The 24585-nt window shown below is 73.3% G+C and carries 23 protein-coding genes and 1 pseudogene; 12 read left to right on the top strand and 12 right to left on the bottom strand.

Annotated elements, in window-relative coordinates; genetic code table 11:
* The first annotated feature begins 32 nt into the window (after positions 1-32).
* Positions 33-1331 (top strand): DUF6986 family protein, encoded by a 1299-nt coding sequence (locus ACWF9Z_RS20710; protein ID WP_453604033.1) that lies wholly within the window; start codon positions 33-35, stop codon positions 1329-1331.
* Between the two features lie 60 nt (positions 1332-1391).
* Here the strand turns inward: ACWF9Z_RS20710 and ACWF9Z_RS20705 are convergent, their stop codons facing one another.
* Complete coding sequence (locus ACWF9Z_RS20705; RefSeq protein ID WP_453604031.1) at positions 1392-3872, bottom strand: WD40 repeat domain-containing protein; 2481 nt, start codon at positions 3870-3872, stop codon at positions 1392-1394.
* Between the two features lie 179 nt (positions 3873-4051).
* On the opposite strand from ACWF9Z_RS20705, the gene ACWF9Z_RS20700 reads away from it, so the two are divergent.
* Positions 4052-4363 carry a hypothetical protein gene (locus tag ACWF9Z_RS20700; RefSeq protein ID WP_453604029.1) on the top strand — a complete coding sequence of 104 codons (312 nt, stop codon included), beginning with the start codon at positions 4052-4054 and terminating at the stop codon, positions 4361-4363.
* On the opposite strand, the gene ACWF9Z_RS20695 is transcribed toward ACWF9Z_RS20700, so the two are convergent.
* Positions 4353-5342 carry a LacI family DNA-binding transcriptional regulator gene (locus ACWF9Z_RS20695; protein WP_453604122.1) on the bottom strand — a complete coding sequence of 330 codons (990 nt, stop codon included), beginning with the start codon at positions 5340-5342 and terminating at the stop codon, positions 4353-4355. The genes ACWF9Z_RS20700 and ACWF9Z_RS20695 overlap by 11 nt on opposite strands.
* A 211-nt stretch (positions 5343-5553) precedes the next feature.
* On the opposite strand from ACWF9Z_RS20695, the gene ACWF9Z_RS20690 reads away from it, so the two are divergent.
* Positions 5554-6594, top strand: a complete 1041-nt coding sequence (locus tag ACWF9Z_RS20690) for an NUDIX hydrolase (protein ID WP_453604027.1) — start codon at positions 5554-5556, stop codon at positions 6592-6594.
* 73 nt (positions 6595-6667) lie between these two features.
* Here ACWF9Z_RS20690 and ACWF9Z_RS20685 read toward each other — a convergent pair whose 3' ends face one another.
* The gene (locus ACWF9Z_RS20685) at positions 6668-7426 is read right to left on the bottom strand and encodes an MBL fold metallo-hydrolase (RefSeq protein ID WP_453604025.1); all 759 of its coding nucleotides are present in this window, start codon (positions 7424-7426) and stop codon (positions 6668-6670) included.
* Between the two features lie 75 nt (positions 7427-7501).
* On the bottom strand, positions 7502-8866 hold the full coding sequence (locus ACWF9Z_RS20680) for a M20/M25/M40 family metallo-hydrolase (protein ID WP_453604024.1): 1365 nt from the start codon (positions 8864-8866) through the stop codon (positions 7502-7504).
* A 287-nt stretch (positions 8867-9153) separates the two neighbouring features.
* On the opposite strand from ACWF9Z_RS20680, the gene ACWF9Z_RS20675 reads away from it, so the two are divergent.
* Positions 9154-10470: a geranylgeranyl reductase family protein gene (locus ACWF9Z_RS20675; RefSeq protein ID WP_453604120.1), complete on the top strand. Its 1317-nt coding sequence runs from the start codon at positions 9154-9156 to the stop codon at positions 10468-10470.
* Positions 10471-10911: 441 nt separating this feature from the next.
* On the opposite strand, the gene ACWF9Z_RS20670 is transcribed toward ACWF9Z_RS20675, so the two are convergent.
* Positions 10912-11370, bottom strand: a complete 459-nt coding sequence (locus tag ACWF9Z_RS20670; RefSeq protein WP_453604022.1) for a nitroreductase/quinone reductase family protein — start codon at positions 11368-11370, stop codon at positions 10912-10914.
* A 148-nt stretch (positions 11371-11518) separates the two neighbouring features.
* On the opposite strand from ACWF9Z_RS20670, the gene ACWF9Z_RS20665 reads away from it, so the two are divergent.
* Both ACWF9Z_RS20665 and ACWF9Z_RS20660 read left to right on the top strand, forming a co-directional pair.
* The gene (locus ACWF9Z_RS20665; RefSeq protein WP_453604020.1) at positions 11519-12211 is read left to right on the top strand and encodes a TetR/AcrR family transcriptional regulator; all 693 of its coding nucleotides are present in this window, start codon (positions 11519-11521) and stop codon (positions 12209-12211) included.
* 160 nt (positions 12212-12371) lie between these two features.
* Positions 12372-12792, top strand: a pseudogene (locus ACWF9Z_RS20660) (transposase); the annotation flags it as partial.
* 9 nt (positions 12793-12801) lie between these two features.
* On the opposite strand, the gene ACWF9Z_RS20655 reads toward ACWF9Z_RS20660, so the two are convergent.
* Positions 12802-13212: a DUF5959 family protein gene (locus tag ACWF9Z_RS20655; protein ID WP_453604018.1), complete on the bottom strand. Its 411-nt coding sequence runs from the start codon at positions 13210-13212 to the stop codon at positions 12802-12804.
* Positions 13213-13647: 435 nt separating this feature from the next.
* The gene (locus tag ACWF9Z_RS20650; RefSeq protein ID WP_453604016.1) at positions 13648-13938 is read right to left on the bottom strand and encodes a hypothetical protein; all 291 of its coding nucleotides are present in this window, start codon (positions 13936-13938) and stop codon (positions 13648-13650) included.
* A 345-nt stretch (positions 13939-14283) separates the two neighbouring features.
* Between ACWF9Z_RS20650 and ACWF9Z_RS20645 the strand changes: the two genes are divergently transcribed.
* Positions 14284-14808: a hypothetical protein gene (locus tag ACWF9Z_RS20645; RefSeq protein WP_453604014.1), complete on the top strand. Its 525-nt coding sequence runs from the start codon at positions 14284-14286 to the stop codon at positions 14806-14808.
* A 657-nt stretch (positions 14809-15465) separates the two neighbouring features.
* Here ACWF9Z_RS20645 and ACWF9Z_RS20640 read toward each other — a convergent pair.
* Positions 15466-16077 (bottom strand): hypothetical protein, encoded by a 612-nt coding sequence (locus ACWF9Z_RS20640; RefSeq protein ID WP_453604012.1) that lies wholly within the window; start codon positions 16075-16077, stop codon positions 15466-15468.
* A 410-nt stretch (positions 16078-16487) separates the two neighbouring features.
* On the opposite strand from ACWF9Z_RS20640, the gene ACWF9Z_RS20635 reads away from it, so the two are divergent.
* Positions 16488-17462 (top strand): spherulation-specific family 4 protein, encoded by a 975-nt coding sequence (locus tag ACWF9Z_RS20635; RefSeq protein WP_453604010.1) that lies wholly within the window; start codon positions 16488-16490, stop codon positions 17460-17462.
* 9 nt (positions 17463-17471) lie between these two features.
* Here ACWF9Z_RS20635 and ACWF9Z_RS20630 read toward each other — a convergent pair whose 3' ends face one another.
* Together ACWF9Z_RS20630 and ACWF9Z_RS20625 are read right to left on the bottom strand one after the other, a co-directional pair.
* Positions 17472-17735 (bottom strand): DUF6332 family protein, encoded by a 264-nt coding sequence (locus tag ACWF9Z_RS20630; RefSeq protein ID WP_453604009.1) that lies wholly within the window; start codon positions 17733-17735, stop codon positions 17472-17474.
* Positions 17736-17805: 70 nt separating this feature from the next.
* Complete coding sequence (locus ACWF9Z_RS20625) at positions 17806-18552, bottom strand: maleylpyruvate isomerase family mycothiol-dependent enzyme (protein WP_453604008.1); 747 nt, start codon at positions 18550-18552, stop codon at positions 17806-17808.
* A 37-nt stretch (positions 18553-18589) separates the two neighbouring features.
* On the opposite strand from ACWF9Z_RS20625, the gene ACWF9Z_RS20620 reads away from it, so the two are divergent.
* Positions 18590-19390, top strand: coding sequence for an alpha-ketoglutarate-dependent dioxygenase AlkB family protein (locus ACWF9Z_RS20620; protein ID WP_453604006.1), 801 nt, complete (start codon positions 18590-18592; stop codon positions 19388-19390).
* A 43-nt stretch (positions 19391-19433) separates the two neighbouring features.
* Entirely contained in the window at positions 19434-20849 is a 1416-nt protein-coding gene (locus tag ACWF9Z_RS20615; protein ID WP_453604005.1) for an ROK family protein, read from the top strand.
* Positions 20850-20905: 56 nt separating this feature from the next.
* Here ACWF9Z_RS20615 and ACWF9Z_RS20610 read toward each other — a convergent pair whose 3' ends face one another.
* Positions 20906-21583 carry an ATP-binding protein gene (locus ACWF9Z_RS20610; RefSeq protein ID WP_453604004.1) on the bottom strand — a complete coding sequence of 226 codons (678 nt, stop codon included), beginning with the start codon at positions 21581-21583 and terminating at the stop codon, positions 20906-20908.
* Positions 21584-21811: 228 nt separating this feature from the next.
* On the opposite strand from ACWF9Z_RS20610, the gene ACWF9Z_RS20605 reads away from it, so the two are divergent.
* Together ACWF9Z_RS20605 and ACWF9Z_RS20600 are read left to right on the top strand one after the other, a co-directional pair.
* Positions 21812-22939 carry a PLP-dependent cysteine synthase family protein gene (locus tag ACWF9Z_RS20605; protein ID WP_453604003.1) on the top strand — a complete coding sequence of 376 codons (1128 nt, stop codon included), beginning with the start codon at positions 21812-21814 and terminating at the stop codon, positions 22937-22939.
* Between the two features lie 390 nt (positions 22940-23329).
* Positions 23330-23941, top strand: coding sequence for a hypothetical protein (locus ACWF9Z_RS20600; RefSeq protein ID WP_453604001.1), 612 nt, complete (start codon positions 23330-23332; stop codon positions 23939-23941).
* Here the strand turns inward: ACWF9Z_RS20600 and ACWF9Z_RS20595 are convergent.
* Positions 23935-24423, bottom strand: coding sequence for an SRPBCC family protein (locus ACWF9Z_RS20595; protein WP_453603999.1), 489 nt, complete (start codon positions 24421-24423; stop codon positions 23935-23937). The genes ACWF9Z_RS20600 and ACWF9Z_RS20595 overlap by 7 nt on opposite strands.
* Positions 24424-24585 lie beyond the last annotated feature (162 nt).

The following is a 24585-nucleotide window of genomic DNA, read 5'->3' as shown; positions in this document are numbered from 1 at the left end:
ATTCCGTGAAGCGGAAAAGAGGAGAGTGCACGATGGGTCAGCAGGAGAAGGTGGCGACGAGTCTCGCCGGCGCGGTCAGCGAGGGCATCAGCGCTTCCCTCGCGCCGGTGGACGCGGAGCTCGCGCGCCACTACCCGGGCGACCCCGGCACCCGTCAGCCCATCCACACGGTCTACGTCCCCGGTGACGTGTTCGCGCAGGACACCGTCCGCTCCTGGGGCGACCAGGCCCTCGCGGCCCTCGACGAGCACGCCCCGGACGCCGCCACCTTCGCCAAGGTGCTCGGCATCTCCGACGAACTGGCCGTACCGGTCTACGACCGCGTCCGTGCCAAGCTCGCCTCCGAGCCCGTGGAGGACCTCCGCGTCGACTTCGAGGACGGCTTCGGCGTCCGCTCCGACGAGGAGGAGGACCAGGCCGCGGCCCGCGCCGCCCGCCTCGTCGCCGAAGCCTTCTCCAACGGCACGAACGCCCCGTACATGGGCATCCGCATGAAGTGCATGGAGTCCAACGTCCGCGACCGCGGCATCCGGACCACCGACATCTTCCTGTCCGGTCTGCTGGCCCACGGCGGCCTGCCCGAGGGCCTCGTCCTGACCCTGCCCAAGGTCACGTACCCCGAGCAGGTCACGGCCTTCGTCCAGCTGCTGGAGGCCTTCGAGACCGCCCGCGGCCTGCGTCCGGGCCGGATCGGCTTCGAGATCCAGATCGAGACCAGCCAGTCCATCCTCGCCTCCGACGGCACCGCCGCGGTCGCCCGGATGATCCAGGCCTCCAAGGGCCGCGCCACCGGACTGCACTACGGCACCTTCGACTACAGCGCCTGCGTCGGCGTCTCCGCCGCCTACCAGTCGAGCGACCACCCCGCCGCCGACCACGCCAAGGCGATCATGCAGGTCGCGGCCGCCGGCACCGGCGTACGCGTCTCCGACGGCTCGACCAACGTGCTGCCGATCGGCACCACCGAGCACGTCCACGAGGCCTGGAAGCTGCACTACGGGCTGACCCGCCGCGCCCTGGCCCGTGCCTACTACCAGGGCTGGGACATGCACCCGGCGCACCTGCCGACCCGCTACGCGGCCGTCTTCGTCTTCTACCGCGAGGGCCTCGAGACGGCCGCCGCGCGCCTGAAGGCGTACGTGGCCAAGATCGAGGGCGACGTCATGGACGAGCCCGCCACCGCGAAGGCGCTGGCCGGCTACCTGGTCCGCGGCCTCGACTGCGGAGCCGTCGGTGCCGAGGAGGTCACCGCCCTCACCGGTCTGAGCCGCGCGGAGCTCGACGCCTTCGCCATCCCGCGTCGCTCGGCGACGATGACGGCGACCGCCTGAGCGTCGCGACACCCCGGACGAGACCCGGCCGGTCTGCCCCCGGCCGGGTCTTTCGGCGTCTCAGGGTCCGCGGACCAGCCAGAGCCGCAGGGCGCCGTCGTCGCAGGCCGCCGCCAGCAGAGTTCCGTCGGGGGAGAAGGCCGCCGACGTGACACCGGGTCCGTGGCCGCCGCCGCGCCTGCCGGTGCCGGTGCGCTCGCCGATGCCGGTGCCGTGGGCGCCGGTGCCGTGGTCGCCGTCGCCGTCGATCAGGACGGTCGCGAGCCGGCCGCTCGCCGCGTCCCACAGCCGCAGGGAGCCGTCGTCGCCCACCGTGGCCAGCAGTCCGCCGAGGGGCGAGAACTCCAGCGCCGTGATGTCCGAGCCGTGCCCCGTCAGGAGCGGACCGAGGGGCTCGCCGGTGGTCGGGTTCCACGCCGAGACCCCCGACCCGTTCGCGTCGACGAGGGCGAGCAGCCGGCCGCCGGGCGCGAACGCGGCCACCGGCCGTACCGCGCCGGGCCGCCCGGGAAAGGGCCGGCAGGCGGCCGTTCCGGTCGCCGCGTCCCACACGTGCACCTGCTCGCCGATGACGGCCAGCAGCCCGCCGAACGGCGAGAACAGCACCTCGATCCCGTGGACCGGCTCGCCCGGATCGAAGGGACCGCCGCGCTGGGTGAAGGTGGGGGCGTCGTGCACCGTCACCGTGACGAGCGTCCGGGTGTGGACGAGCGCGACCAGGTGGCCGCCCGGCGCGTACGAGAGGGGCCCGGCCATGGACATCCGGGTGCCCTCCGCCGGTCCGCTCGGCAGCGTCCGTCCGTGCGAGGCCCAGACCGACGGTGCGGTTCCGGCCGGGCCGAAATCCACCCCCCAGGCCCGCATTCCGGGCGGCACCCCCAGGTCGGCGACCTGCCGCCGGGTGGCCGGGTGCCACACGAGCAGCCGGTCCGTGCCGCTCACCGCGACGATCGACGAGCCGTCCGGCGAGAACCGCACCCGGTCGAGGGCCTCATCGCCGCCCGGGTGAGCCGAGGCCGTCCGCAGCGTCGGCAGCGGCACGGCGACGCGCTCGCGCAGGGAGGCCTCCAGCGCCGCGGCCCCGCTCGACGGCGGGGGCGGCGGGGGCGACGGGGGCGCCGGATCCGGTCCGCTGCGGTGCAGCAGGACCACCTGGTCATCGCCCGCGGTGGCGATCAGGCTGCCGTCGGGGGAGAAGGTCACGGCGTTGACGGCGAGGCCGTGACCGCCCAGCGGCTGTCCGACCGGCGCGCCCGTCGCGGTGTCCCACAGCCGGACGGTCCGGTCGCCCGAGGCGGTGGCGAGCAGCCGCCCGTCGGGGGAGAAGGCCACGGCGTTGACGGCGTCGTCGTGCCCGACGAGTTCGGGGCCGGACTGCCGGCCGGTGTCGGCGTCCCACAACCGCGCTGTCGCGTCGTGGCTGCCGGTGGCCAGAAGCCGGCCGTCCGGCGCGTAGGCCAGTGCCTCCACGTTGTCGGAGTGCCCGCTCATCACCGGTCCGAAGGGCGTGCCGGTGGCCGTGTCCCACTGCCGCACGGAGGCGAACCCGTCGGTGATCGCCAGCCGCCGGCCGTCCGCCGAGAGGGCGAGGGCCTCCGAGGGCCCGCCGCAGTCCGTCAGGCAGGGGCCGAGGGGACGGTCGGCGTCCAGGTCCCGGACGTGTACCTCGTCGCCCTCGCGGGCGACGCCGAGCAGCCTTCCGTCGGCCGCGAACAGCAGCAGGCCGAGGTCCCGGCTGCCGTGCCAGGGCCGGGGCGAGCGCAGCGAGGTCCACGACTGCGGGTCCCACAGGTTCACGACGCCGTCGTCGCGGAGCGCGACGAGCCGGTCGCCGAGGGGGGAGAAGGCGACGTGCAGGACGGGCGTGGAGGACTCCCAGTAGCCGTTGGCCCGCACAGCCTCGGCCCGGCCCTGCGCGACGCTCCACAGCCGGACCGTGCCGTCGTTGCCGGCCGAGGCGACGGTCCGGCCGTCGGGGGAGAAGGCGACCTGCCAGACCAGGCGGGTGTGTCCGACGAGCCGGTGCGCGTTCCGGAATTCCCCCGCGCCGGTCACCGCCGGGTCCGCCGGGTCGGCCGGGCCGGCCGTGACCGGCCCGGGGGCCGGGGTCCGTACGGTCGCGGTTCCCGCTGCCGGGCTTCTCCCGGTCGCGGTTGCCGGGGCCGGGGCCGGGGCCAGGGACGGAGGGGATGCGGCCGGGGCGCGGCGTCCGTACCCCGGGCCGAGGGCGGCCAGGTCACGCCAGCGCCGGCGCCAGACCTCCAACTCGGGCGCGCCGTGCGGGGGTACGGGCTGTTCCCGGCCGAACGCGTCGTAGCCGTGGAGGATCCGGACCAGACCCATGAGCCGGTCCAGCCGCAGCAGCCGCTCACCGCGGAAGGCGTCGCTCTGGGTGGCCACGGGGAGCCGGACGCCGGTCCGGGACCGCTCCGCGCGGGCGGCGATCTCACGGTACGAGCGTTTGCCCCGTTCGATCCGCAGCTGGCGCAAGTCCGCGGCGAACGAGGCGAGTTCATCCTTGAATACGGGTGGGTTCTCCATCAGGGCCCAGGCTAGAGCGGTGTGGCGCCGCTCCGCCGGACAATCCCGAACAGCGCGGAACACCCGGGGGTCCGACGGGTGTCCGGCGCTGTTCGGCGGTGGTACGGGTTCGTTCGGCGGGGGTACGGGGTCGTTCGGTCCGTGCCGCGCGGCGGTGCGCGGCGCGCTGCAATCGGTGCATGACCACACCCGAGCCCCGAACCTCACAGGACCCCGGCCAGCAGCACCCGGACCACCGAGCGCCGGACCACCGAGCGCCCGAGCGGCTACCCGAGTGGCAACTGGCCGAGTGGCAAACGTCCCCTCGGCAACCGTCCGAGCCGCCGCTGCTGACCCTGCACGCCGCCGCCGTCCTGGTCGCCGCCGTGCTCGTCGGTTTCACCGTGGGCGGGCTGAGTCATCTCGGCGGACTCCCGGGGGCGTTGGCCGTGCTCGCGGGGCTGGGAGCCGGCGGCGGGGCCGTGCCCGTGTTGCGCGGTCTCATTCGCTGACCGGCGGGATCTCGCCCGAGCCCCGGGGGATCAGACGGGTCGGCAGTTCGATGCGGGCCGGGGGGAGGCCCGCGCCCGTGAGGCGCTGGAAGAGGCGGTCCGTGGCCACCCTGCCCAGGGCCGCCGCGTCCTGGGCGACCACCGTGATGCCGGGGCGCAGCAGATCGGCGAGTTCGAAGTCGTCGAAGCCGACCAGTGCCGCGGGCCGGGGCCGGGCCGCGAGGATCCGTACGACCGTGACCGTCACGCGGTTGTTGCCCGCGAAGATCGCCGTGACCGGCTCCGGCCCGGACAGCATCGCGTGGGCGACGCCCGTGACCCGGTCGGGGGCCGTCGATCCGAGGGAGACCCAGGACGCGGCGACCGGCAGCCCGGCGGACCCCATGGCCGCGCGGTAGCCCCGCATCCGCTCGGTCGCCGTGTGGATGTGCGGGTGGTCGCCGATGAAGCCGATCCGGCGGTGGCCGCCCGCGATCAGGTGGGCCACCCCGCCCGCGGCGCCGCCGAAGTTGTCGGACAGGACGACGTCCGCGTCGATCCCGCCCGCCGGGCGGTCCACGAACACCGTGGCCACCCCGGCACGGATCTCCGGCTCGAGGTAACGGTGGTCGTCCCCGGCGGGGATCACGACGAGGCCGTCCACCCGGCGGGCGCACAGCGCGAGCGCCAACTCGCGCTCGCGCTCCGGGTCCTCGGCGCTGGATCCGTTGATGAGCAGCGCGCCGTGTGCGCGGGCCACCTCCTCCACGGCCCGGTTGAGCGGGCCGTAGAAGGGGTCGGCGAGGTCTTCCAGGATCAGGCCGATGGTGGCCGTACGGCCCTTGCGGAGTACACGGGCGCTGTCGTTGCGGCGGAATCCCAGGGCGTCGATGGCGTCCTGGACCCGCCTCTCGGTGTCCGGGGTGACCCCCGGCTCACCGTTGACCACGCGCGACACCGTCTTCAGGCCCACGCCGGCCCGGGCCGCCACGTCCTTCATGGTGGGCCGGTTGCCGTAGCGGGGTTCGGGCGGGCGGCGGGTGTGCGGCACGGTTCACAGCCTCCGGGAGGGCGGGCCGACGGCCGGGCAGGTCGGCGGGCGGCGGGGCGGCAGGGCCCTGACCTTGAGGATAAGCACTCGCGGGAGCGGCGGGGTTTCCGTGGCAGGGTGGTGCGGGCAAGCCATGGGGGGCATCGGGAGAGGGGCAGACGTGATTGTCTGGATCAACGGCACCTTCGGCGCCGGGAAGAGCAGCACGGCCCGCGAACTGACCGGGCTCCTGCCCGAGAGCACGCTGTTCGACCCGGAGTTGATCGGTGACGCGCTGCGCGTGCTGCTGCCGGGCAAGCGGCTCGCGGAGGTCTCCGACTACCAGGACCTGCCGAGTTGGCGTCGCCTCGTCGTGGACACGGCGGCGGCGATGCTCGCGGAACTGGGCGGGGTGCTGGTGGTTCCGATGACGCTGCTGAGGCAGGAGTACCGCGACGAGATCTTCGGCGGGCTCGCGGCCCGCAGGATCGCGGTGCGGCACGTGCTGCTGGCCCCGGAGGAAACGATCCTGCGAGAGAGGATCGCGACCCGTGAGGAGCCGGGACCGAAGGCGGACGTCGACCTCCGGGTGCGGCAGTGGGCGTACGACCACATCCCCGCCTACCAGCACGCGCTGGGCTGGCTGACGGCCGACGCGCACGTGGTCGACAACGGGGCCCTGACCGTGCGGGAGACGGCGCAGCGGATCGCCGACGCCGTACGGACCGACGCGGCCCGGGTCTGCGACATCGTGCAGACCCCGCAGCCGACGCGGGAGACGGTGGCGGCCGGGGTGCTGCTGTTCGACGAAGCGGACCGGGTCCTGCTGGTGGACCCGACGTACAAGGCGGGTTGGGAGTTCCCGGGCGGCGTCGTCGAGGCGGGCGAGGCGCCCGCGTGCGCGGGGGTCCGGGAGGTTGAGGAGGAGCTCGGACTCGTCCTGGAGCACCCGCCGGAGCTGCTGGTCGTGGACTGGGAGCCGCCGGAGCCGCCGGCGGGGTACGGGGGACTTCGGCTGCTGTTCGACGGCGGCCGCCTGTCGCAGGCGCAGACCCGGCGGCTGCGGCTGCCCGGCCCGGAGCTGAGGGCGTGGCGCTTCGTGACCGAGGAGGAGGCGGCCGGCCTGCTCCCGGAGGTGCGGTACGAGCGGCTGCGGGGGGCCCTGAGGGCCCGCGGCCGGGGCCGCGCGGCCTACCTGGAGGCGGGGCGGGCGGTTCCGTAGCCGGCCCGCGGGGGGAGGACGCGCACCCGGGTCCGCGGTCCCTTCCCCCGGGTCCGGACCGGTCCGTCCCGGATCAGTCCGTCGTCGCGGACGTACGGCGCGGCCCGGGTGCGGTCGCCTGGGCCTGGGCCTCGGCCGCCGCCGCTTCCTCCGCAGCCGCGAAGAGGGCGGCAGCGGTGCCGGAGGTGAGGGGGTCGCCGTGGCCGAAGCAGGCCACCGACGGGGACAGCGCGGCCAGCCGGCCGAAGGCCGCGATGGCTTCGGCTCGGTTCACGTTGAAGACGCCCAGCATCACCCGGCCGACGCCGGCGACGCAGTCGCCCGTGAACAGCACGCCGTGCGAGGGGAGATGGACGCCGATGCTGCCCGGGGTGTGCCCCGGGGCGTGGACGATGACGGCGCCGTCCCCGAAGGGGAGTACCTCGCCGTCCTCCAGTTCCCGGTCCACCCGGGTCGGCGGTGCCTGCGGGACCGCCGACAGGGCGCTTTCGTACAGCGGCAGTTCCCAGTCCAGCAGCACCGGCTCCGGGACCGGCTGCTCACCGCGGATCACTGCGGCGTCCCGTCGGTGGGCCAGCACCCGCGCGCCCCAGCGGGCGGCGAGTTCGCCCGCCGCGCCGATGTGGTCGGGGTGCCCGTGGGTCAGGACGATCCGCTCCAGCCGCTCGGGCCGCAGCCCGAGGGAACGGATCGCCCCCTCGATCGCGGCCGCCGACCCCGCGTGACCGGCGTCGATCAGGGTCAGGGCGGCTCCGTCACGCCAGAGGTAGGCCTGGCCGACGGGGAACCGGAGCATGTGGAGGTGTTCGGGAACGACTTCGACGAGATCCATGATCCGAACGTACGCGGACGGACCCCGCCCCCGGCGACGGTTACGCCGGGAGCGGGATCCGCTCGTAGCGGACCGTCAGGCGCGCTTGGACGCCGCGTAGTTGACGAGGAACAGGGCCTCGGTGACCGAGAGGCGCTCGAGCTCCTCCGGGGAGACGCTCTCGTTCACCGCGTGGATCTGCGCCTCCGGCTCACTCAGGCCGATGAGGAGCATCTCCGCCTGCGGGTACAGCGAGGTCAGCGTGTTGCACAGCGGGATCGAGCCGCCCATGCCGCTGATCTGCATCTCCTGGCCGGGGTACGCCACCTTCATGGCCTCCGCCATCGATGCGTACGCCGGGCTGTCGGTGTCCGCCTGGAAGGGCTGGCCCTGGCCCACGACCTCGAGTTCGAGGCGCGCCTTCCACGGGGTGTGCGTCACCATGTGCGCTTCGAGCAGCTTGATCGCCTCCGTGGTGTCCACACCCGGCGGCACCCGCAGGCTGATCAGGGCGCCCGCGCTCGCGTGCACCGACGGCGTCGCGCCGACCACCGGGGGGCAGTCGATGCCCAGCACGGTGACCGCGGGACGGGCCCACAGCCGGTCCGCGATCGTGCCCTCGCCGATCAGCTCGACCCCGTCCAGCACCTTCGCGTCGGCGCGGAAATCGGCCTCCGGGTACTGGAGCCCCTCCCACACCGCGTCCGAGTCCAGCCCGTCCACCGTGGTCGAACCGTCGGCCGCGCGCAGCGAGGCCAGCACCTGGATCAGGGCGGCCAGGGCGTCGGGGGCCACTCCGCCGAACATGCCGGAGTGCAGGTTGCCGCCCAGGGTGTCGACCTTGACCTTCAGCAGGGTCATCCCGCGCAGGGTCGCCGTCACCGTGGGCAGGCCCGTACGGAAGTTGCCCGCGTCGCCGATCACGATGGTGTCGGCGGTGAGCAGGTCGGGGTGGGCCGTCGCGTACTGCTGCAGACCGCCCGTCCCCTGCTCCTCCGAGCCCTCGACGATGACCTTGACGCTCACCGGCACACCGCCGTTGGCCTTCAGCGCGCGCAGCGCGAGCAGGTGCATGATGAACCCGCCCTTGCAGTCCGCCGCGCCGCGCCCGAACCAGCGGCCGTCCCGCTCGGTCAGCTCGAAGGCCGGGGAGATCCAGGCGGCGTCGTCCAGCGGGGGCTGCACGTCGTAGTGCGCGTACAGCAGCACCGTCGGCGCGCCCGCCGGGCCGGGCAGGAACCCGTACACCGACTGGGTGCCGTCGGGGGTGTCGAGCAGCGCCACGTCCTGGAAACCCTCGACGCGCAGCGCGTCGGCCACCCAGTTCGCCGCGGCCTCGCTCTCGCTCTTGGGGAACTGCGCCCAGTCCGCCACCGACTGGAAAGCCACCAGCTCCGACAGCTCCTGCTTGGCGCGGGGCATCAGTGAGGCGATGGTCTCGGCGATCGGGTGCGAAGACATGGGCACGCTCCTTTTGGGTGCGACGTTGAACGCGTGTACGCCTCCCGCATCCGCGGGGTGGGCGCATGCGGGGTGGGGGCGAAGGACAGTCCCGATCCTCGCACAGCGGGGCGGGCCGACTCGCGCCGTAGGATTTCACCGGCATCGGAGCAAGGCATGAACCGCAGGATCAGGAGCAGCAGCACATCGTGAGCAGCGACGAGAGCGACAGCGGCGACGTACGCGACGCGGCAGCAGGGCAGGCCGCCGAGGGGGCCGACGCGGAGACGGCCGGGGGGACCGGCGAGGTGTGGGACGTGGTCGTGGTCGGGGCCGGGCCGGCCGGATCCTCGGCCGCGTACGCGGCGGCGAGTGCCGGCAGACGGGTCCTGCTGCTGGAGAAAGCCGAACTGCCCAGGTACAAGACCTGCGGCGGCGGCATCATCGGCCCTTCGCGCGACGCCCTTCCGCCGGGTTTCGTGCTGCCCCTCAAGGACCGCGTCCACGCGGTCACCTTCTCGCTGAACGGCAAGTTCACCAGGACGCGCCGTTCGAAGCAGATGTTGTTCGGGCTCATCAACCGCCCCGAGTTCGACGCGGCGCTGGTCGCGGAGGCGGAGAAGGCCGGCGCGACCGTGCGCACGGGCACGGCCGTGTCGCGCGTGGAGCAGCACGGGGCGTCCGTGCCCGACCGGCGCACCGTCGCCGTGGTGCTCGCCGACGGCGAGACCGTGCTGGCGCGCGCCGTGGTGGGCGCCGACGGCAGCGCGAGCCGGATCGGCGCGCACGTCGGCGTCGAGATGGATCAGGTCGACCTCGGCCTGGAGGCGGAGATTCCCGTCCCGGACACGGTCGCCGCCGACTGGAAGGGCCGGGTCCTCATCGACTGGGGCCCGATGCCCGGCAGCTACGGCTGGGTCTTCCCCAAGGGAGACACCCTCACGGTCGGGGTCATCTCGGCGAAGGGCGAAGGCGCCGCGACCAAGCGGTACTTGGACGACTTCATCGCCCGCATGGGCCTGGCCGGTTTCGAACCGACCGTCTCCTCCGGCCACTTGACCCGCTGCCGCAAGCCGGGATCGCCGCTCTCGCGCGGCCGGGTCCTGGTGGCCGGCGACGCGGCCGGGCTGCTGGAGCCGTGGACCCGGGAGGGCATCTCCTTCGCGCTGCGCTCGGGGCGGCTCGCCGGGGAATGGGCCGTGAAGATCTCCGAGTCCCAGGACGCGGTGGACGCGCGGCGGCAGGCGCTCAACTACGCCTTCGCCGTCAAGGCCGGGCTGGGCGTGGAGATGGGGGTCGGCACGCGGATGCTGACCGTCTTCCTCTCCAGGCCGGGCGTTCTGCACGCGGCGATCACCGGCTTCCGTCCGGCGTGGCTGGCCTTCGCGAGGATCACGCGCGGCTCGATGACCCTGGCCGACATGGTGCGTACGTACCCGCTGGCGCGCAAGGCGCTGCACCTGCTCGACGCCAGGCAGGCGCGGACCAGGGGCGAGGGCGAGAGCGGGGGCGAGGGCCGTAGCGGGGGCGAGGGCCAGGGCTCGGTCGAGGGTCAGGTCCAGGGTCGGGGCCACGGCCACGGCCAGGGCCAGGGCCGCGGGAGCAAGGACGGGGCCGGGGCCTGACCGCAGGGGCTGATGAGCGGGCCCGCCTCAGGTCCAGACCCAGGAGGCCCCGGGACTCGGCTCGGGGCTGGGTCCCGCTCCCCGGTGGGGGAGCGGGGCGAGCGGGGCGAGCGGGGCGTAGGTCTGGGTGCCTGGGTGCCTGGGTGCCTGGGGACCTCGGGGACTGGGTATCTGGGGGCCCGTGGGACCTGGGGAGCGTGGCGTGGCGGTCCTGCCGGATGTCCTGGCGGGGCCGCCTCCGCGTTTCCGGGACGGCCGGAGGAGTGGGGGCGAGGGAGGAGCCTTCCGGAGGGGTGGGGACGGGGGTGGAGTCTTCCGGAGGGGTGGGGGTGGGGGTGGAGTCTTCCGGAGGGGTGGGGGTGGGGAAAAAGCTTCGGGAGGGGCTTCGGGACGGGCGCGGGCGAGGGCTGGACCCGGTCGGCGGGCGAGGGCCGCGCCCGGTCAGCGGGCGACGGTGAGGCGGAACACCGGGTGGTCGGGGGCGGCGGCCTGGAGCTCGGCCTCCGAGGACTTGACGGTGACGCCCTTGAAGAAGCGGTTGACCTCCCAGCCCCATTTCTTCAGGTACCCGCGCAGGACGACCGCCTGCTCGACGGGGTCGGTGATCTCCGTGACGGTGAAGGTGCGCACCGAACGGCCCACGCGGAGCTCGCCGCCGCCCGCCGCGCGCATGTTGCGCACCCACTGGGAGTGGCCGCGGGCGGAGACCAGGTACTGCGTGCCGTCCTGCGTGTACGGGTTCACCGGGATCCGCTGCATCTGACCGGACGTGCGGCCGCGCACCGACAGTTCAGCCGTTCCAGCCAGGCTGATGCCGAGGCGGGCGAGCTTGCCGAAGAGGGCGTTGAAGCGCACGCCGAGCGGGCTGGCCTGGACGTAGTAGGGCGTGGGCGCGTTCATGGCGGCCTCCGAGGGCGATTGGGAGAGCAGTGCTCTCGCTTGAGACCAGTGTCCCCGGATCGCTGCTCTAAAGCAAGAGCGGTGCTCTCTAAATGGATCGCTGCTCCCGATTTCGTGCAGTGCTCTGCTTGCATGCCACACTGCACCCATGAGCCCCGTGCGAGGGGCCCGTGAACGGGCCCGCATCGAAGTCACCGCCGCCATCAAGGACGAGGCCCGCCGCGCGCTCGCGGCAGAGGGCGCCGCCAAACTCTCGCTGCGCGCCGTCGCCCGCGAGCTGGGCATGGTCTCCTCCGCCCTCTACCGCTACTTCCCCAGCCGCGACGAGCTGCTCACCGCGCTCATCGTCGACGCCTACAACAGCCTCGGCGCCGCCGCCGAGGCGGCGGACGCCCGTGCGCTCGCCGCCGCGCCCCGCGTCCGCTGGATCGCCGTCTGCCGGGCCGTTCGCGACTGGGCGCTGGAGCACCCGCACGAGTACGCGCTCATCTACGGCTCCCCCGTACCCGGTTACACCGCCCCCCTCGACACCATCGAGCCCGCCTCCCGCGTAGGCAACGCCCTCATCGGCATCGCCCGCGCCGCCCACGCGGGCCGAGGCATCGCCCTCCCGCCACTCCCCGCGGAACTGCGCCCCGAAGCCGTCCGGATGACCGGTCAGTTCGCCGAAGGCCTGCCCCCGGAGGTCACCGCCGCTCTGGTCGCCGCCTGGGCGCAGCTCTTCGGTCTCGTCTCCTTCGAGCTCTTCGGCCAGTTCACCCGGATCGTCGAGGACCGCGACGCCTTCTTCGCCCACGCCGCGGACCAACTGGCGCACGGGGTGGGACTGCCCGCCGTGTGACGACCCGGGGGAGGGGTTCCGGGACGGCCGGAGGCACGCGGCGACGGGGCGACTCCCCGCAGACCGGCGCCGGCGTCAGCGGCGACGGCGGATGCGACGGCTGGGGGCTGTGCCTCGTTCGGGTGATGATGCTGCCCGGTCGGAGTCCGCCACGGGTTCCCGCGGGGTGCCGGCGGGGTGCAAGCGCCATCTGATCACCGACGCCACCGGCATCCCGCTCGCCGTCACCCTGACCGGCCGGCGGCCATCGCAACGACGTCACCCAGCTCATCCCGCTGCTCAGGTGGTGCCGCCCGTCCGGGGCAAGGGGCCGAGCCCGGCGCCGCCGCGACGTCGTACTCAGTGAGCGTGGCTACGACCACGACAGGTACCGCCGCCTCGTCCGAGACCTCGGCGTGAAGCCGCTCCTCGCGCGGCGCGGCACCGAACACGGCTCCGGACTCGGCACCCGACGCCGGGTGGTCGAGCACGCCTTCGCCCACCTGCACGGGTCCCGCCGCCCGCGGATCCGCTGGGAAGTCCGCGATGAGATCCACGCAGCCTTCCTCACCCTGGGCTGCGCACTCATCTGCTGGCGGCGGCCTGGCTCCCTACGCCGACTTCGCCGGAATCCAGTAATCCATCACCTGCCGCAGACGTTCCCGATGGTCAGCAATCCAGTCGTCCGGAGGAACGATCGGTACCCGCACGGTGACCATGGACCCCGACTCGTCCTCCACGACCACCTCGGGACAGTCGCGCTCGCCAGTGAGCTGGATGAAGAGGGACGGACCGTTGCTCATTTCCATCCAGGCCACGTCCTCGCCGGCGTCGAGCTTGTTCAGAGCGTCCGCCCAGCTCTCCAGCTTCGAGGCGTACAGGACCAAGTCGATACGGCCGGACACGAAAGGTGTCCTCACCACGATCTCCGCCTCCAGCCCGGCCCCCAGCACATCGACGGTGACGCTGTTCCCCTCGTCGTCAGCGAGAAAGATGAGCTCCCTCGGAGCGATGCCACCCATGGCTTCCCCTCATCGGCGAGTAACAGGCCATCCTCATTCTGTCAGCAGTTCATCTGCCACCCGTTGCGTGAGGAGTTCTTAGCCGGGCTCCAGCGCCAGGAGCTCGCTCGCGGGAAGAATGCGTTCATCCCGGCCCTCAAAGCAATCCGCCCTTCTGATCGCTTCCTCTGACCGCGCGAGGACGGGAAAGGCTGGCCGAACGGGCGCGAGGCACGGCTCGGCGCGTTCCGTCGGTCGACCGGTTAGCGCACCCTGACGGCTGCGCTTCCGCCTCGGTCAGCGGCCTCCGATCGCCTTGGGCGCCGACCGCCGCCCCACAGCAGCAGGCGGCCCTCCCCGCGCTGCCATCACGCCGCAGGCCCGCCCCGACGCGGCCGGACGGCCGCTGACCGGCCCCGACGGGGGCCAGTGGGGCGCGGAGCCGGAGGCGGGGCCTCAGCGGCCGCCGGGGGTGGGGGCGGGGGCGGGGGAGAGGCCGGGGCTCGGGGCGGGCCCCGGAGCCAGGGACTGGCCCGCGATGCAACCCGGAGTGTCCTTCACGGCGGCGGGCACACCGCTCGTGCTCTCCCCGGCTCCCTTCCCGTGTGCGGCCGCGGCGAGGGAGGTCTCACCGCCGGACGAATGCGTCGGGGAGGCGTGCGCGCCGGTGTTCAGCAGGGCGCTGCCGCCGATCAGTGCCGCCGAAAACGTGAGGGTGAAGAGCTGCTTGTACGCAGTGCGGCCCATGAGGGATCTCCTTTTGAGGAAAGGGAAGGCGGAGATCCAGTAAGCCGTCCGTACGCAGTCGGCGCACGGCACTACATCTCGGGACTTGACGGGCGGAAGCGGTAGCGGTAACCGCACGTACACGATCTACTCCGGAGGCACTCCATCAAGCCAATGCCCGGCGTGGGTGCTTTTACCGGTATCGATTCCCGGTGTCAAGCCACGTAATGCTGTGACATGACGCCGTCCCTGTTGATCATGTCTATTTGAAGCAGGCCACCGCAACCGCAAGGGCCGATACGCAAGACAAACAACGTGCCGGGACGGATCCCCTGAGATCCCCGCGATTCTGAATGGAGAAATACCATGTTCAAGATTTCCCGCAAGGCGATGATGGCCGCAGCTACCGTAGCCCTCGCAGGTGGCATGGCGCTCCCGGCCACTGCAATGGCTGCCTCCGCTCCTCAGTCGTCGCAGTCGGCGGTGCAGGTGGCCCAGCACGTCACGCACAAGTCGTGCAACAAGCACAAGAACTGCCAGAACCACACGCCTAACACCCCGAATACTCCGAACACTCCGGGTGGTGCCGGTAACAACACGCCTAACACTCCGAACACCCCGAACACTCCGGGTGGTGCCGGTAACAACACGCCTAACACTCCCAACACCCCGAACACTCCGGGCGGTGCTGGTAACAACGCCCCGAACACCCCCAACACCCCGAACACCCCGGGCGGTGCTGGTAACAACACCCCGAACACCCCCAACACCCCGAACACTCCGGGCGGTGCTGGTAACAACACCCCGAACACCCCCAACACCCCGAACACTCCGGGCGGTGCCGGTAACAACACCCCGAACACCCCCAACACCCCGAACACCCCCGCATGATGCGCACTCATGAACATGACGGCGCCGCGCAGTGACATCACTGCGCGGCGCCGCCGCGTGCCCTGAGGCCGGATATCCCGGGCGTGCCCATAGGCCGTCTCATGGGGGTAGTTCGGTCAGCCGGCGTTTCGTGGGAAGGGGTGCCGGGTGAGTTATGGGGGTTGATTCGGCGGGCGGTGCCTGAGGCTCCGTCTCGGGCTCAGCGCGATGATCGGCGCCGGGGTGGTGACCGACGCCGGGGTGGTGAGCGGGAGGATTTGGCCGCGGCCGGGTTCGCGGCCACGTCGGGCTGTGCGGGGCACGCTTCGAAGGTCTAGGTGAGGGCGGAGCGGACCGGTCGGGCCCTGTCCGTCGGAATCTCGGGGGCCGGTCCGCAGGACAGTCAGGCGCTGGGGCCCCTTGCCCTCGGCATCATCCGGCGTAGGGCCCGCAGAGCCGCCGAGCCTTCACTGCTGCGGGGCGACATCGACGGATCGTCGGCGCCATGGCCCGGGTAGCCGGGGCGCCGGCTCGCCGATGGCCTGTGCCTCTACCGCCGCTCCGCACGCAAGGCCGAGGGCTCGTTGCCTGCACCAGTGTCGTCCCCACGCTCATCTGCCACCGCAGGCTCGACTTGGCTCGGCTCGGCCTCCCCTCGAGGCGACTTCCGAACCGCAGTCAGCTGCCGGGCGTATTCGGGGTGTTGGGCGTATTGGGGGTGTTCGGCGTGTTGCCACCGCCCGGGGTGTTGGGAGTGTTGGGCGTGTTCGGAGTGTTCGGCGTGTTGCCGCCACCCGGGGTGTTCGGCGTGTTCGGGGTGTTCGGCGTATTGGGCGTGTTCGGGGTGTGCCTGCTGTTGGGTGTGTTCGGGGTGTTGGGCGTGTTCGGAGTGCCCGAATCGGTGGTGGCGTACGGCGCGTAGAGCGCGTACGGCGCATAGGGGGCGTACGGCGCGTACGAACCCTGCCCTGCCGTCGACAGGCCGACGGCCGCGGGGGCTTCCTGCGCGCGGTACGCGTCGTGCGACGCCTGGGCGGCATGCGGAAGCCGCGGAAGTCGGGGAAGCCGGGGGAGCGCGGGCAGTTGCGGGAGGCGAGGCAGCTGCTGGAGGTGGGACTGGCCCACCGCCTGCGCCGTGCGGAGCCCGGCCGAGGACACGGCCGAGGGCATGGCGCGGTAGGACCGACCGTCCGGGACGCTCCCGGCCTCTGCGTGGGCGGCTCCCGCGCCCAAGACGGCCAGACTCCCCGCCGCGACCGCGACGATCACGGCCTGATGAAGCTTGCGCATGTACCCTCCGTGGCTCTGTTTCTCCGCGTCCACTCGATCACGAGTGCACTCGTTCGATCCCAGAAGAACAGGTCGAAGCGTTCGGCCACTCGTCAAGCGGCGCGAGTCGTCCCGTCATCACCCGTTCGACCAAACCCGGCGGAGTCGACCTGGTACGGGCCCCCGGAGGCGGATATCCGTACGTCGCCGGCCGGCCCGGGTGAGTGATCAGCGACGGGGGCGACCTCCCGGTGCCATCCGGTGCTCACCCAGTGCCCACCCGGTGCCACACCCCTCGCGAACGAGTCCGCCCCAGTGAAAGTTCGCTTGTCAGTTCCTCACACCGAAGCGAAGGATTCCGCCGTGCCGCGGGCGGCCGCGCGTTTAGTGTTCCTCGGGTCCACCTCCCTGCCGCAGCCCGAGGAGCAGTCATGACCCGCGCCGCGAAGGCCCTCTACGCCGTCCTCGCCACCGCGTTACTGGCCGCGCCGGCACCCGCCGTCACCGCCTCGGCGACGTCGGGCCCGGCCTCGGCGGCCTCCGCTCCCGGCGCCCCGGTCGCCCCCACGGTGACCCCGACGCCCCGGGCGCCGGGCGTCCGCGGCCTGGAGGTAGCCGTTCCCGCGTACGTCTGGGCCGACGACCCGATGCTCGTCGGCCTGACCGCCACCGGGCCGGCCGCCTCCGTCGTCGTCCTCAACCCGGGCAACGGCGACTCCCCGTTCGACGCCCGCTGGCGGGCCCGCGCCGACGCCCTGCGCTCCGGCACCACCTCCACCGGCGAGAAGACCAAGGTGCTCGGCTATGTCCACACCGACCACGGCAACCGCCCCCTCGCCGAGGTCGAGGCCTCGGTGGACAACTATCTGAAGACCGGCGACGGCCGCCTGCACGTGGACGGGATCTTCTTCGACGTCGTCAGCCGCGACTGCGGCCCGGCCAATGCCGTCCGCGATCACTACGCGGCCCTGCGCCGCTACGTCCAGGACACCATGGAGGCCGTCGCCCCGGAGGGTGAGGGTGACGCCCCGGACCTGGTGGTCAACAACCCGGGCACGGCCATCGCGGACTGCTACCTGGAGCCCGGCCACCGGACCGCCGACATCTTCGTCACCTACGAGGACACGTACGCGGCGTACACGGGCGGCGGCTGGCTCGGCGGCAACGTGTTCAACGACCTCACCGGATACCGCGCGGGCACCGAACTCGACCCGAGCGGGACCGCGTTCTGGCATCTGGTCCACGACGTCCCGGATGCCTCCGCGATGCGTGCCACGCTGCGCACCGCCTTCGAGCGCGGCGCGGGCTACGCGTACGCCACCAGTGCGGAGATGCCGAACCCCTGGAACGCGCAGCCCAGTTGGAGGTACCGCGCGCAGACCGCGTACGCGTCCTCCCTCGGCTGAGGCGAAACCTTACGGCGCAGGCGGTCGGTCAGCGTTCTCCGTCCGGCGGGCGTGGCGCCACAGGACGTGGGCGACCCGCGAAAGGAACGTGACCCCGGCCAGGACGCCGCCCGCGACCGCCACGGCGTGGGTGGTGGCGGGGGAGAGACCGAAGGCCACGGCCGGTCCGTAGACCGCCGCGAAGGCGAGGGCCGCAGCGAAGCCGCCGCTGATGAACGCGTAAGCGATCTCGATGGTGACCGCGTCCCGGTCCGCCTGGCTGCGTCGCCCCATGCCACCAGTGTCACCGGGCCTGGGGGCCACCACAAGGACGTGTGTCTCACCGGCGGCGGCTCCCCGGAGGTCAGATGCCGGCCGTGGCCGTCCACAGGCGGACCAGCTCCGCGTCGCCCGTCACGCCGGGACCGGTGAGCGGCAGGCGGTTCCACAGCGCCGTGTAGAGCCAGGAGGCCTCGCCCGTGAGCGTGCAGTCGGCCGGCGCACCGTCCGCGTCGCCGCGCACGGTGCGCGGCGGTTCCGCCGACAGGTTCACGGTCCACACCGCACCCGTGTCGGCAGCGCGCACCCGCAGGACCCGGGGCTCGGCGGTCCGTACCCGGCTCTTGGGCCGCGCGTGGAATCCGGTCAGCAGCTCGTCCACGCCGTCGGTCGCGAACTCCGGCTCCACCGCGCCGAATTCCATGCCGAGCGCCGACTCCGCGTCCATCCGGTGCACGGTGGTCTCGTGGGCCTGGCGCCGCGCCCAGAACGCCGACGGAGACGGCGGAGCCGTCGGCAGGAAGGTCCAGCACTCCACATCCGCCGGGGCCTCGGTCAGAACGCGCACCAGCGCCGCGTGGCCCTCGCGGAACCAGGCGAGCAACTCCGCGCCCGCCAGCTCGGGCGCCTGCGGGAAGGGGGCCGGCCCCACCAGTCCGTCCGCGACGTATCCGGCCGCCCAGCGGTGCACCGAACCCGTGTGCAGCAACAGATCGGCGATCCGCCATTCGGGACACGTGACCACGGGGGCGTCGGTACCGGCCCGTTCGGCGGCGTCGGCGAGCAGTTCGCCCTCGCGGGCAAGGGTCTTCACATACTCCGTGATCTCCATGCCCGGAGTCTGCCAGCCGGGACGGACAATGGAAGGCATGGATGGCGAACTCTTCCCGCGCGGGTTCTTCCCGCGCGAGCGCACCGAGATCGTTCCCGGCGCCGTACACGTGCCCGACTGGCTCGACCCCTCGCGGCAGCGGGAGTTGCTCGACGCCTGCCGCGCATGGGCCAGACCACCGGCCGGGCTGCGCACCGTGCGGACACCCGGCGGCGGGACGATGACCGCCCGGCAGGTGTGCCTGGGCCGGCACTGGTATCCGTACGCGTACGCGCCCACCGCCGTGGACGGGGACGGGGCGCCGGTCAAACCGATGCCCGGCTGGCTCGCGCGGCTGGGGAGGGAAGCGGTGACCGCCGCCTACGGGCTGGAGGACGGGCAGTACGGGGAGAACGGGCAGTACGGGCAGTACGGGGAGAACGGGCAGGCCCGGCCGTACGGCCGGGACGGGCAGGTCCGGCGCGACGCGGGGGACGGGTGGGATCCGCGTGATCCCCGGGATCTTCCGGGTCTCGACGGCGCGTACGACATCGCCCTGATCAACTTCTACGACGGCGACTCCCGCATGGGCATGCACCGCGATGCCGAGGAGCGCTCCCCGGCCCCCGTCGTCTCGCTCAGCCTGGGTGACGCGTGCCTGTTCCGCTTCGGCAACACCGATGCGCGCGGGCGTCCGTACCAGGACGTCGAGCTGCGCAGCGGGGATCTGTTCGTCTTCGGCGGACCGGTCCGACGGGCCTACCACGGGGTGCCGAAGGTCCTGCCCGGCACCGCTCCGCCCGGCCTGGGGCTGACCGGGCGGCTGAACATCACCCTCCGGGTCGGCGGGCTCGGCTAGCGGACGGCGTTCGCGGCGCTCCGGCCGTGCGAGGATCGCTGTCATGAACGGCAACGGGGCCCCGCCGCGGGTGGGGGATGTGACCACGGTGTCCGCCGGTACCGGGAAGGCCGACGAGACCCAAGGGGTGCCCGCGACCGCCGCGACCGGGCTTGGCGCGACCGGGGCCGCCGCGTCCGCGGAGCCGGCCCTGCCGGCGGTGTCCGAGCCCTCGGCGGTGTCCGAGCCCTCGGTGCCGGCCGCGCCCGTCGGCTCCGCGCGGACCAAACTGGAACGGGGCCGCGGCGCCCTCGGACCCGCGCTGGAGCTCGTCCACACCGGCCGGGCCCCGACCCGCGCGGTCCTGACGGCGGAGCTCGGGGTCACCCGCGCGACCGCCGGAGCCGTCGCCGCCGAGCTGGAGGCGCTCGGTCTGATCCGCGTCGACTCCCGCCCCGGCGGGGCCGGAGGCGCCCAGGGCCGCCCTTCGCACCGGCTCTCCGTGGACGAGAAAGGCCCCGTGGCGCTGGCCGCGCAGGTGCACTCGGACGGGTTCCGGGCCGCCCTGGTCGGCCTCGGCGGCCGGATCGTGGCCACCGCCCCCGGAAGGGTGCCCGTCTCCGCGGACCCGGCACAGGTGCTCGGCGCGGTGGTCGAAGCCGGCGCCGAGCTGCTCGCGCAGACCGGCCGGCGCTGCATCGGCGCGGGGCTCGCGGTGCCCTCGGCGGTGGCGGAGCCGGAGGGTACGGCGCTGAACCCGCTGCACCTGGCCTGGCCGGCCGGCTCGCCCGTACGGGACGTCTTCGCCGCGTGCGTGAAGGCCGCCGGCATCGACGGCCCGGCGCTGACCGGCAACGACGTCAACCTCGCCGCGCTCGCCGAGCACCGGCACGGCGCCGGCCGGGGGGCCCAGCACCTGCTGTGCGTGGCTACCGGCCACCGCGGGGTCGGCGGGGCGCTCGTCCTCGACGGCCGCCTGCACAGCGGGAGTTCGGGCCTGGCCCTGGAAGTCGGCCACCTCACCGTCAATCCCGAGGGGCGCGCCTGCTACTGCGGCAGCCGTGGCTGTCTCGACGTGGAGGCCGACCCGCTGGCGTTCCTCACCGCCGCCGGGCGCACGCCCGGACCGGAGGTGTCGCTGCTCCAGCAGGCCCGGGACCTGCTGCGCGAGGAGCACGCGGATCCCGGCGTGCGGGCGGCCACGGAAGAGCTCATCGACCGGCTCGGCCTCGGCCTCGCCGGCCTGGTGAACATCCTGAACCCGGATCGGATCATCCTCGGCGGCCTCCACCGGGAACTGCTTCACGCCGACCCCGAGCGGCTGCGCGCGGTGGTCGCGGACCGCAGCCTGTGGGGGCGCAGCGGAGGCGTGCCGATCCTGCCCTGCACGCTCGACCACAACAGCCTGGTCGGAGCCGCCGAGCTGGCGTGGCAGCCGGTGCTGGACGACCCCCTCGGGGCCCTGGGCGCGGCGGTCTGACGGGGCCCGGGGCGCGGCGGCCTGACGCCGTCCCGCGGGACCCGGCGGCCGGAAACCTACCCGGGCCGGGCGCCGGCCGAGGCCGTCACCGACAGGCCGGCGGAGACCGGTTCGGGGGGAACGGCGGCCGCTACCGGCCGCGCGGGGCCTCGTACCGGCTTGGTCTTGCCCAGGAGCACCGGATGGTGCGGCGCGGCCGGACCCGGCGCGGCGCGCAGGGAGAACCACACCACCTTGCCCGGACTGTCGGGCCGGTGCCGCGCCCCCCACGCCTCGCTGAGGGCCTCCACGAGCGCGAGGCCGCGCCCCGAGGTCTCCAGGAAGTCGGTCGGGTCGGTCCCGTCGGTCCCGTCGGCTTCGAAGGCTTCGACGGGGCCGCCCGGGCGGCCCGTGGCGGCAGTCCCGGCGGTGTCGACCTCGGCCGCGTCGGCGGCTCCGGCGGACCATGCGGCCCCCGCGGCCGCCCGGAGGACCGGGAGGCGGGGGTCGCTGTCGTAGACGGACACGGTCAGCCGGCCGAGGCGGAGCTCGATCTCGACCGTGCAGGTCTTGTCCGGCTGCGCATGGCGGTGGACGTTGCTGAGCAGTTCCGTCACGCCGAGCGCAGCCCGGTCTATGAGCGGATCGAGCTGCCAGTGGCGCAGTTGCGCTGAAACGATTCGGCGGATCTGTCCGATCCGCAAGGGCAGGGCCTGCAGTTCGACCACGCAGTGCCTGCGGGAATGACTGATCACGGCTGCGACTCCCCGACATCAGTGTTACGGGTGCTGCACCCTCGGTGACGCCTCCCCAGGGTCACCCACTGTGGCCCGGTGTGCAACCGAAAGCGAGCGAAAGGGATCCGCATGGATACCCAAAGTGACTGTTTGTGCAGGTGAGGGGGGTACATTGCGAAAGCGGGAGCAGGGATACGCGCACCCGTGAGCACTCGGGACCTCAGGAAGTACGAAGGAGCACGGCGCATGAGCAGCACGGGCACGACGGCCACGACCATCGACGTCGACCGCAGCGACGTGGACTACCGCGCCTGGCTGAAGGAGGCCGTCCGCAAGGTGCAGGCGGACGCCAACCGCTCCGCCGACACCCACCTGCTGCGCTTCCCGCTCCCCGAAGCCTGGGGCATCGACCTCTACCTCAAGGACGAGTCCACCCACCCGACCGGCTCCCTCAAGCACCGGCTCGCCCGCTCCCTGTTCCTCTACGCCCTCTGCAACGGCTGGATCCGCCCGGGCCGTCCCGTCATCGAGGCGTCGTCCGGGTCCACCGCCGTCTCGGAGGCGTACTTCGCCAAGCTGATCGGCGTCCCGTTCATCGCGGTCATGCCGCGTACGACGAGCCCGGAGAAGTGCCGGCTCATCGAGTTCCACGGCGGCGCGTGCCACTTCGTCGACGACTCGATGAAGATGTACGAGGAGTCGGCCGAGCTCGCGGCGCGCACCGGCGGGCACTACATGGACCAGTTCACGTACGCGGAGCGCGCGACCGACTGGCGCGGCAACAACAACATCGCAGAATCGATCTACCAGCAGCTGCGCCTGGAGCGGTACCCCGAGCCCGCGTGGATCGTGGCCACCGCGGGCACCGGCGGCACCTCCGCGACCATCGCGCGCTACGTGCACTACCTGCAGCACGACACCCGCGTCTGCGTCCCGGACCCGGAGAACTCCTGCTTCTTCGACGGCTGGACGAACCACGACCCGCACGCGAGCAGCGACTGCGGATCGCGCATCGAGGGCATCGGGCGGCCCCGCATGGAGCCGAGCTTCGTGCCCGGCGCCATCGACCGGATGATGCGGGTCCCGGACGCGGCGAGCGTCGCCGCCTGCCGCGCGCTGGAGGCGGCGATCGGACGCAAGGCGGGCGGTTCCACCGGTACGGGCGTCTGGAGCGCGCTGAAGATCATCTCAGAGATGGTCGCGGAGGGCCGTACGGGCAGTGTGGTCACCCTGCTCTGCGACTCCGGCGACCGCTACCTCGACAAGTACTACTCCGACGAGTGGCTGGCGGCCCAGGGCCTCGACATCGCCCCGTACGCGCAGACCCTCGAGACCCTGCTGGCGACCGGGGAGTGGCGCGAGCCCCGCGCCTGACCGCCTCCTCGGGCCGTCGCCGCGGCGACCCGGCCGTCCGGCATCCCGCGATCCGATCCGTGACGAAGCCGTGGCACGACCCGGTGGGCGCGGCGGCGGCGACTGCCTAGGCTGTGCGGACTTCGATCACGCGGAGCCTCGGGGGGAAGCATGGCGGGCATCGGATACGACAGGCCGGAGCGGGACGCGCGGACGCGGGCTCAGCCCCGCTCGCCCGCCCCGGGCACTCCGGCGGCGGACGACGGCGCGAGCGGGCACGGGGGCGCAGGCGTGCACGGGCACGGGGGCGGCGTCGGGCACGGGCGCACGGGCGGGGACGGGGAAGAGGACGCGGGTCCCGGGCTGTCGCGCGCGTGTCCCCACTGCGTCCGGTCCGACGAAGTGCGGGCGGTGCAGGCGGTGTTCCTGGAGGGGCACCGGCACGTCCGCGAGGACACCGGCGCCGGCGCCGAGCGGCGGACCGTGACCCGGGAGGTGGTCTCGCGCCTCGCCACGGCACTGGCGCCGGTCCCGCCCGCGCCGTCGGTCCAGGGACGGGGATGTCTGGGCCTGCTCCTGGTGTTCGTGGCGGTCGGCACGTTCCTGGGCGGGGCGCTGGCCGGCCACTGGTTCGACGGGAGCGCGCGGGAATCCCGGCCGCGGTATCCGTCGCCGGGATGGGACGAGGGGGCCGCCCCCGGACCGCAGTCCGGTCTCTTCTTCCTCGGCGTGATCTCGGCCGCCGCGCTGGTGGCCGCGGTCGTCCTCCTCGTCCGGGTTCGCCGCGACGGGAAGGCCTACCGCGCACGGACGGATCCCGGCCTCGCCGCCGCCGAGCGGCTCTGGATCCGGGGCTGGTACTGCGGGCGGTGCGCCAGGGTGCACTTCGAGGGTGAGCCGGCCGCCCTGACCCTCCAGGAGTTCCGTGTCCGGGTGTGGACGGCCGGTGGCTACGGGGACCTGGCCGCATCGCACCCGGCGGTCGACCTGACCGTCGGGCGACGGCCGGAGGGCTCCTACTGATCCGCGCCGCGTCGGGCCGTCAGCCGCCGGTCCAGGGCGCGGACCGCGGAGCGGAAGGAATGGCCCAGGCCCGGGCGCGCGGCGGCGAGGGCGAGACGGACGGGGGCCGGGCCGTCGGCCGCGAAGGTCCAGCGGACGTGGGTGCCGGAGCCGGAGGGGGTGAGCCGCCACTCCTCCAGCAGGGCCCGGACGCCGGGGACGTTGGCCTCGTCGACCCGGTACGCGTAGCGTTGCTCCGGATCCGCCGCCATGATCGTCTCCTGGAAGCGGACCCCGCCCATGAGCTTGATCTCGCGCCCGGCGCCGCCGTGCGTGGGCCGGGCCAGGGTGACGGCCCTGAACCAGCGGGGCCAGCCCTCGACCTCCTCGGCCAGCGCCCGGTACACGGCGCCGGGAGCCGACACGGTCCTCGCCGTGAAGACCAGGCGTATCGGGGCGTCTTCGGTGAAGTCCATCCCCACGGGGCGGAGTCGACGAGCCATGGCGTTGCTCCCTGGATTCGTTGGGCGACCGGACGCCTCCGGCCGCTGCGGGAGGCGTCGGGCGGCCGCGACCGGGCCGCGACCGGGCTGCGGACGGCTGCGGGCGGGCTGCCACTGTAGCTGGCGGACCGTCAGATGTCCGCCGCGGGGTGGTGAACCCGT

This window comes from Streptomyces sp. NPDC054961, assembly GCF_053609145.1.
Note: the sequence above shows the minus strand (reverse complement) of the source record. Positions and strands in the feature narration are given on the sequence as shown.

What these genes read in the sequence shown, in the direction of transcription:
- ACWF9Z_RS20710 (WP_453604033.1), top strand. Translation starts at nt 33, where the DNA reads ATGGGTCAGCAGGAGAAGGTGGCGACGAGTCTCGCCGGCGCGGTCAGC.
- ACWF9Z_RS20705 (WP_453604031.1), bottom strand. Translation starts at nt 3,872, where the DNA reads ATGGAGAACCCACCCGTATTCAAGGATGAACTCGCCTCGTTCGCCGCG.
- ACWF9Z_RS20700 (WP_453604029.1), top strand. Translation starts at nt 4,052, where the DNA reads ATGACCACACCCGAGCCCCGAACCTCACAGGACCCCGGCCAGCAGCAC.
- ACWF9Z_RS20695 (WP_453604122.1), bottom strand. Translation starts at nt 5,342, where the DNA reads ATGAAGGACGTGGCGGCCCGGGCCGGCGTGGGCCTGAAGACGGTGTCG.
- ACWF9Z_RS20685 (WP_453604025.1), bottom strand. Translation starts at nt 7,426, where the DNA reads ATGGATCTCGTCGAAGTCGTTCCCGAACACCTCCACATGCTCCGGTTC.
- ACWF9Z_RS20680 (WP_453604024.1), bottom strand. Translation starts at nt 8,866, where the DNA reads ATGTCTTCGCACCCGATCGCCGAGACCATCGCCTCACTGATGCCCCGC.
- ACWF9Z_RS20670 (WP_453604022.1), bottom strand. Translation starts at nt 11,370, where the DNA reads ATGAACGCGCCCACGCCCTACTACGTCCAGGCCAGCCCGCTCGGCGTG.
- ACWF9Z_RS20665 (WP_453604020.1), top strand. Translation starts at nt 11,519, where the DNA reads ATGAGCCCCGTGCGAGGGGCCCGTGAACGGGCCCGCATCGAAGTCACC.
- ACWF9Z_RS20655 (WP_453604018.1), bottom strand. Translation starts at nt 13,212, where the DNA reads ATGGGTGGCATCGCTCCGAGGGAGCTCATCTTTCTCGCTGACGACGAG.
- ACWF9Z_RS20650 (WP_453604016.1), bottom strand. Translation starts at nt 13,938, where the DNA reads ATGGGCCGCACTGCGTACAAGCAGCTCTTCACCCTCACGTTTTCGGCG.
- ACWF9Z_RS20645 (WP_453604014.1), top strand. Translation starts at nt 14,284, where the DNA reads ATGTTCAAGATTTCCCGCAAGGCGATGATGGCCGCAGCTACCGTAGCC.
- ACWF9Z_RS20640 (WP_453604012.1), bottom strand. Translation starts at nt 16,077, where the DNA reads ATGCGCAAGCTTCATCAGGCCGTGATCGTCGCGGTCGCGGCGGGGAGT.
- ACWF9Z_RS20635 (WP_453604010.1), top strand. Translation starts at nt 16,488, where the DNA reads ATGACCCGCGCCGCGAAGGCCCTCTACGCCGTCCTCGCCACCGCGTTA.
- ACWF9Z_RS20630 (WP_453604009.1), bottom strand. Translation starts at nt 17,735, where the DNA reads ATGGGGCGACGCAGCCAGGCGGACCGGGACGCGGTCACCATCGAGATC.
- ACWF9Z_RS20625 (WP_453604008.1), bottom strand. Translation starts at nt 18,552, where the DNA reads ATGGAGATCACGGAGTATGTGAAGACCCTTGCCCGCGAGGGCGAACTG.
- ACWF9Z_RS20620 (WP_453604006.1), top strand. Translation starts at nt 18,590, where the DNA reads ATGGATGGCGAACTCTTCCCGCGCGGGTTCTTCCCGCGCGAGCGCACC.
- ACWF9Z_RS20615 (WP_453604005.1), top strand. Translation starts at nt 19,434, where the DNA reads ATGAACGGCAACGGGGCCCCGCCGCGGGTGGGGGATGTGACCACGGTG.
- ACWF9Z_RS20605 (WP_453604003.1), top strand. Translation starts at nt 21,812, where the DNA reads ATGAGCAGCACGGGCACGACGGCCACGACCATCGACGTCGACCGCAGC.
- ACWF9Z_RS20595 (WP_453603999.1), bottom strand. Translation starts at nt 24,423, where the DNA reads ATGGCTCGTCGACTCCGCCCCGTGGGGATGGACTTCACCGAAGACGCC.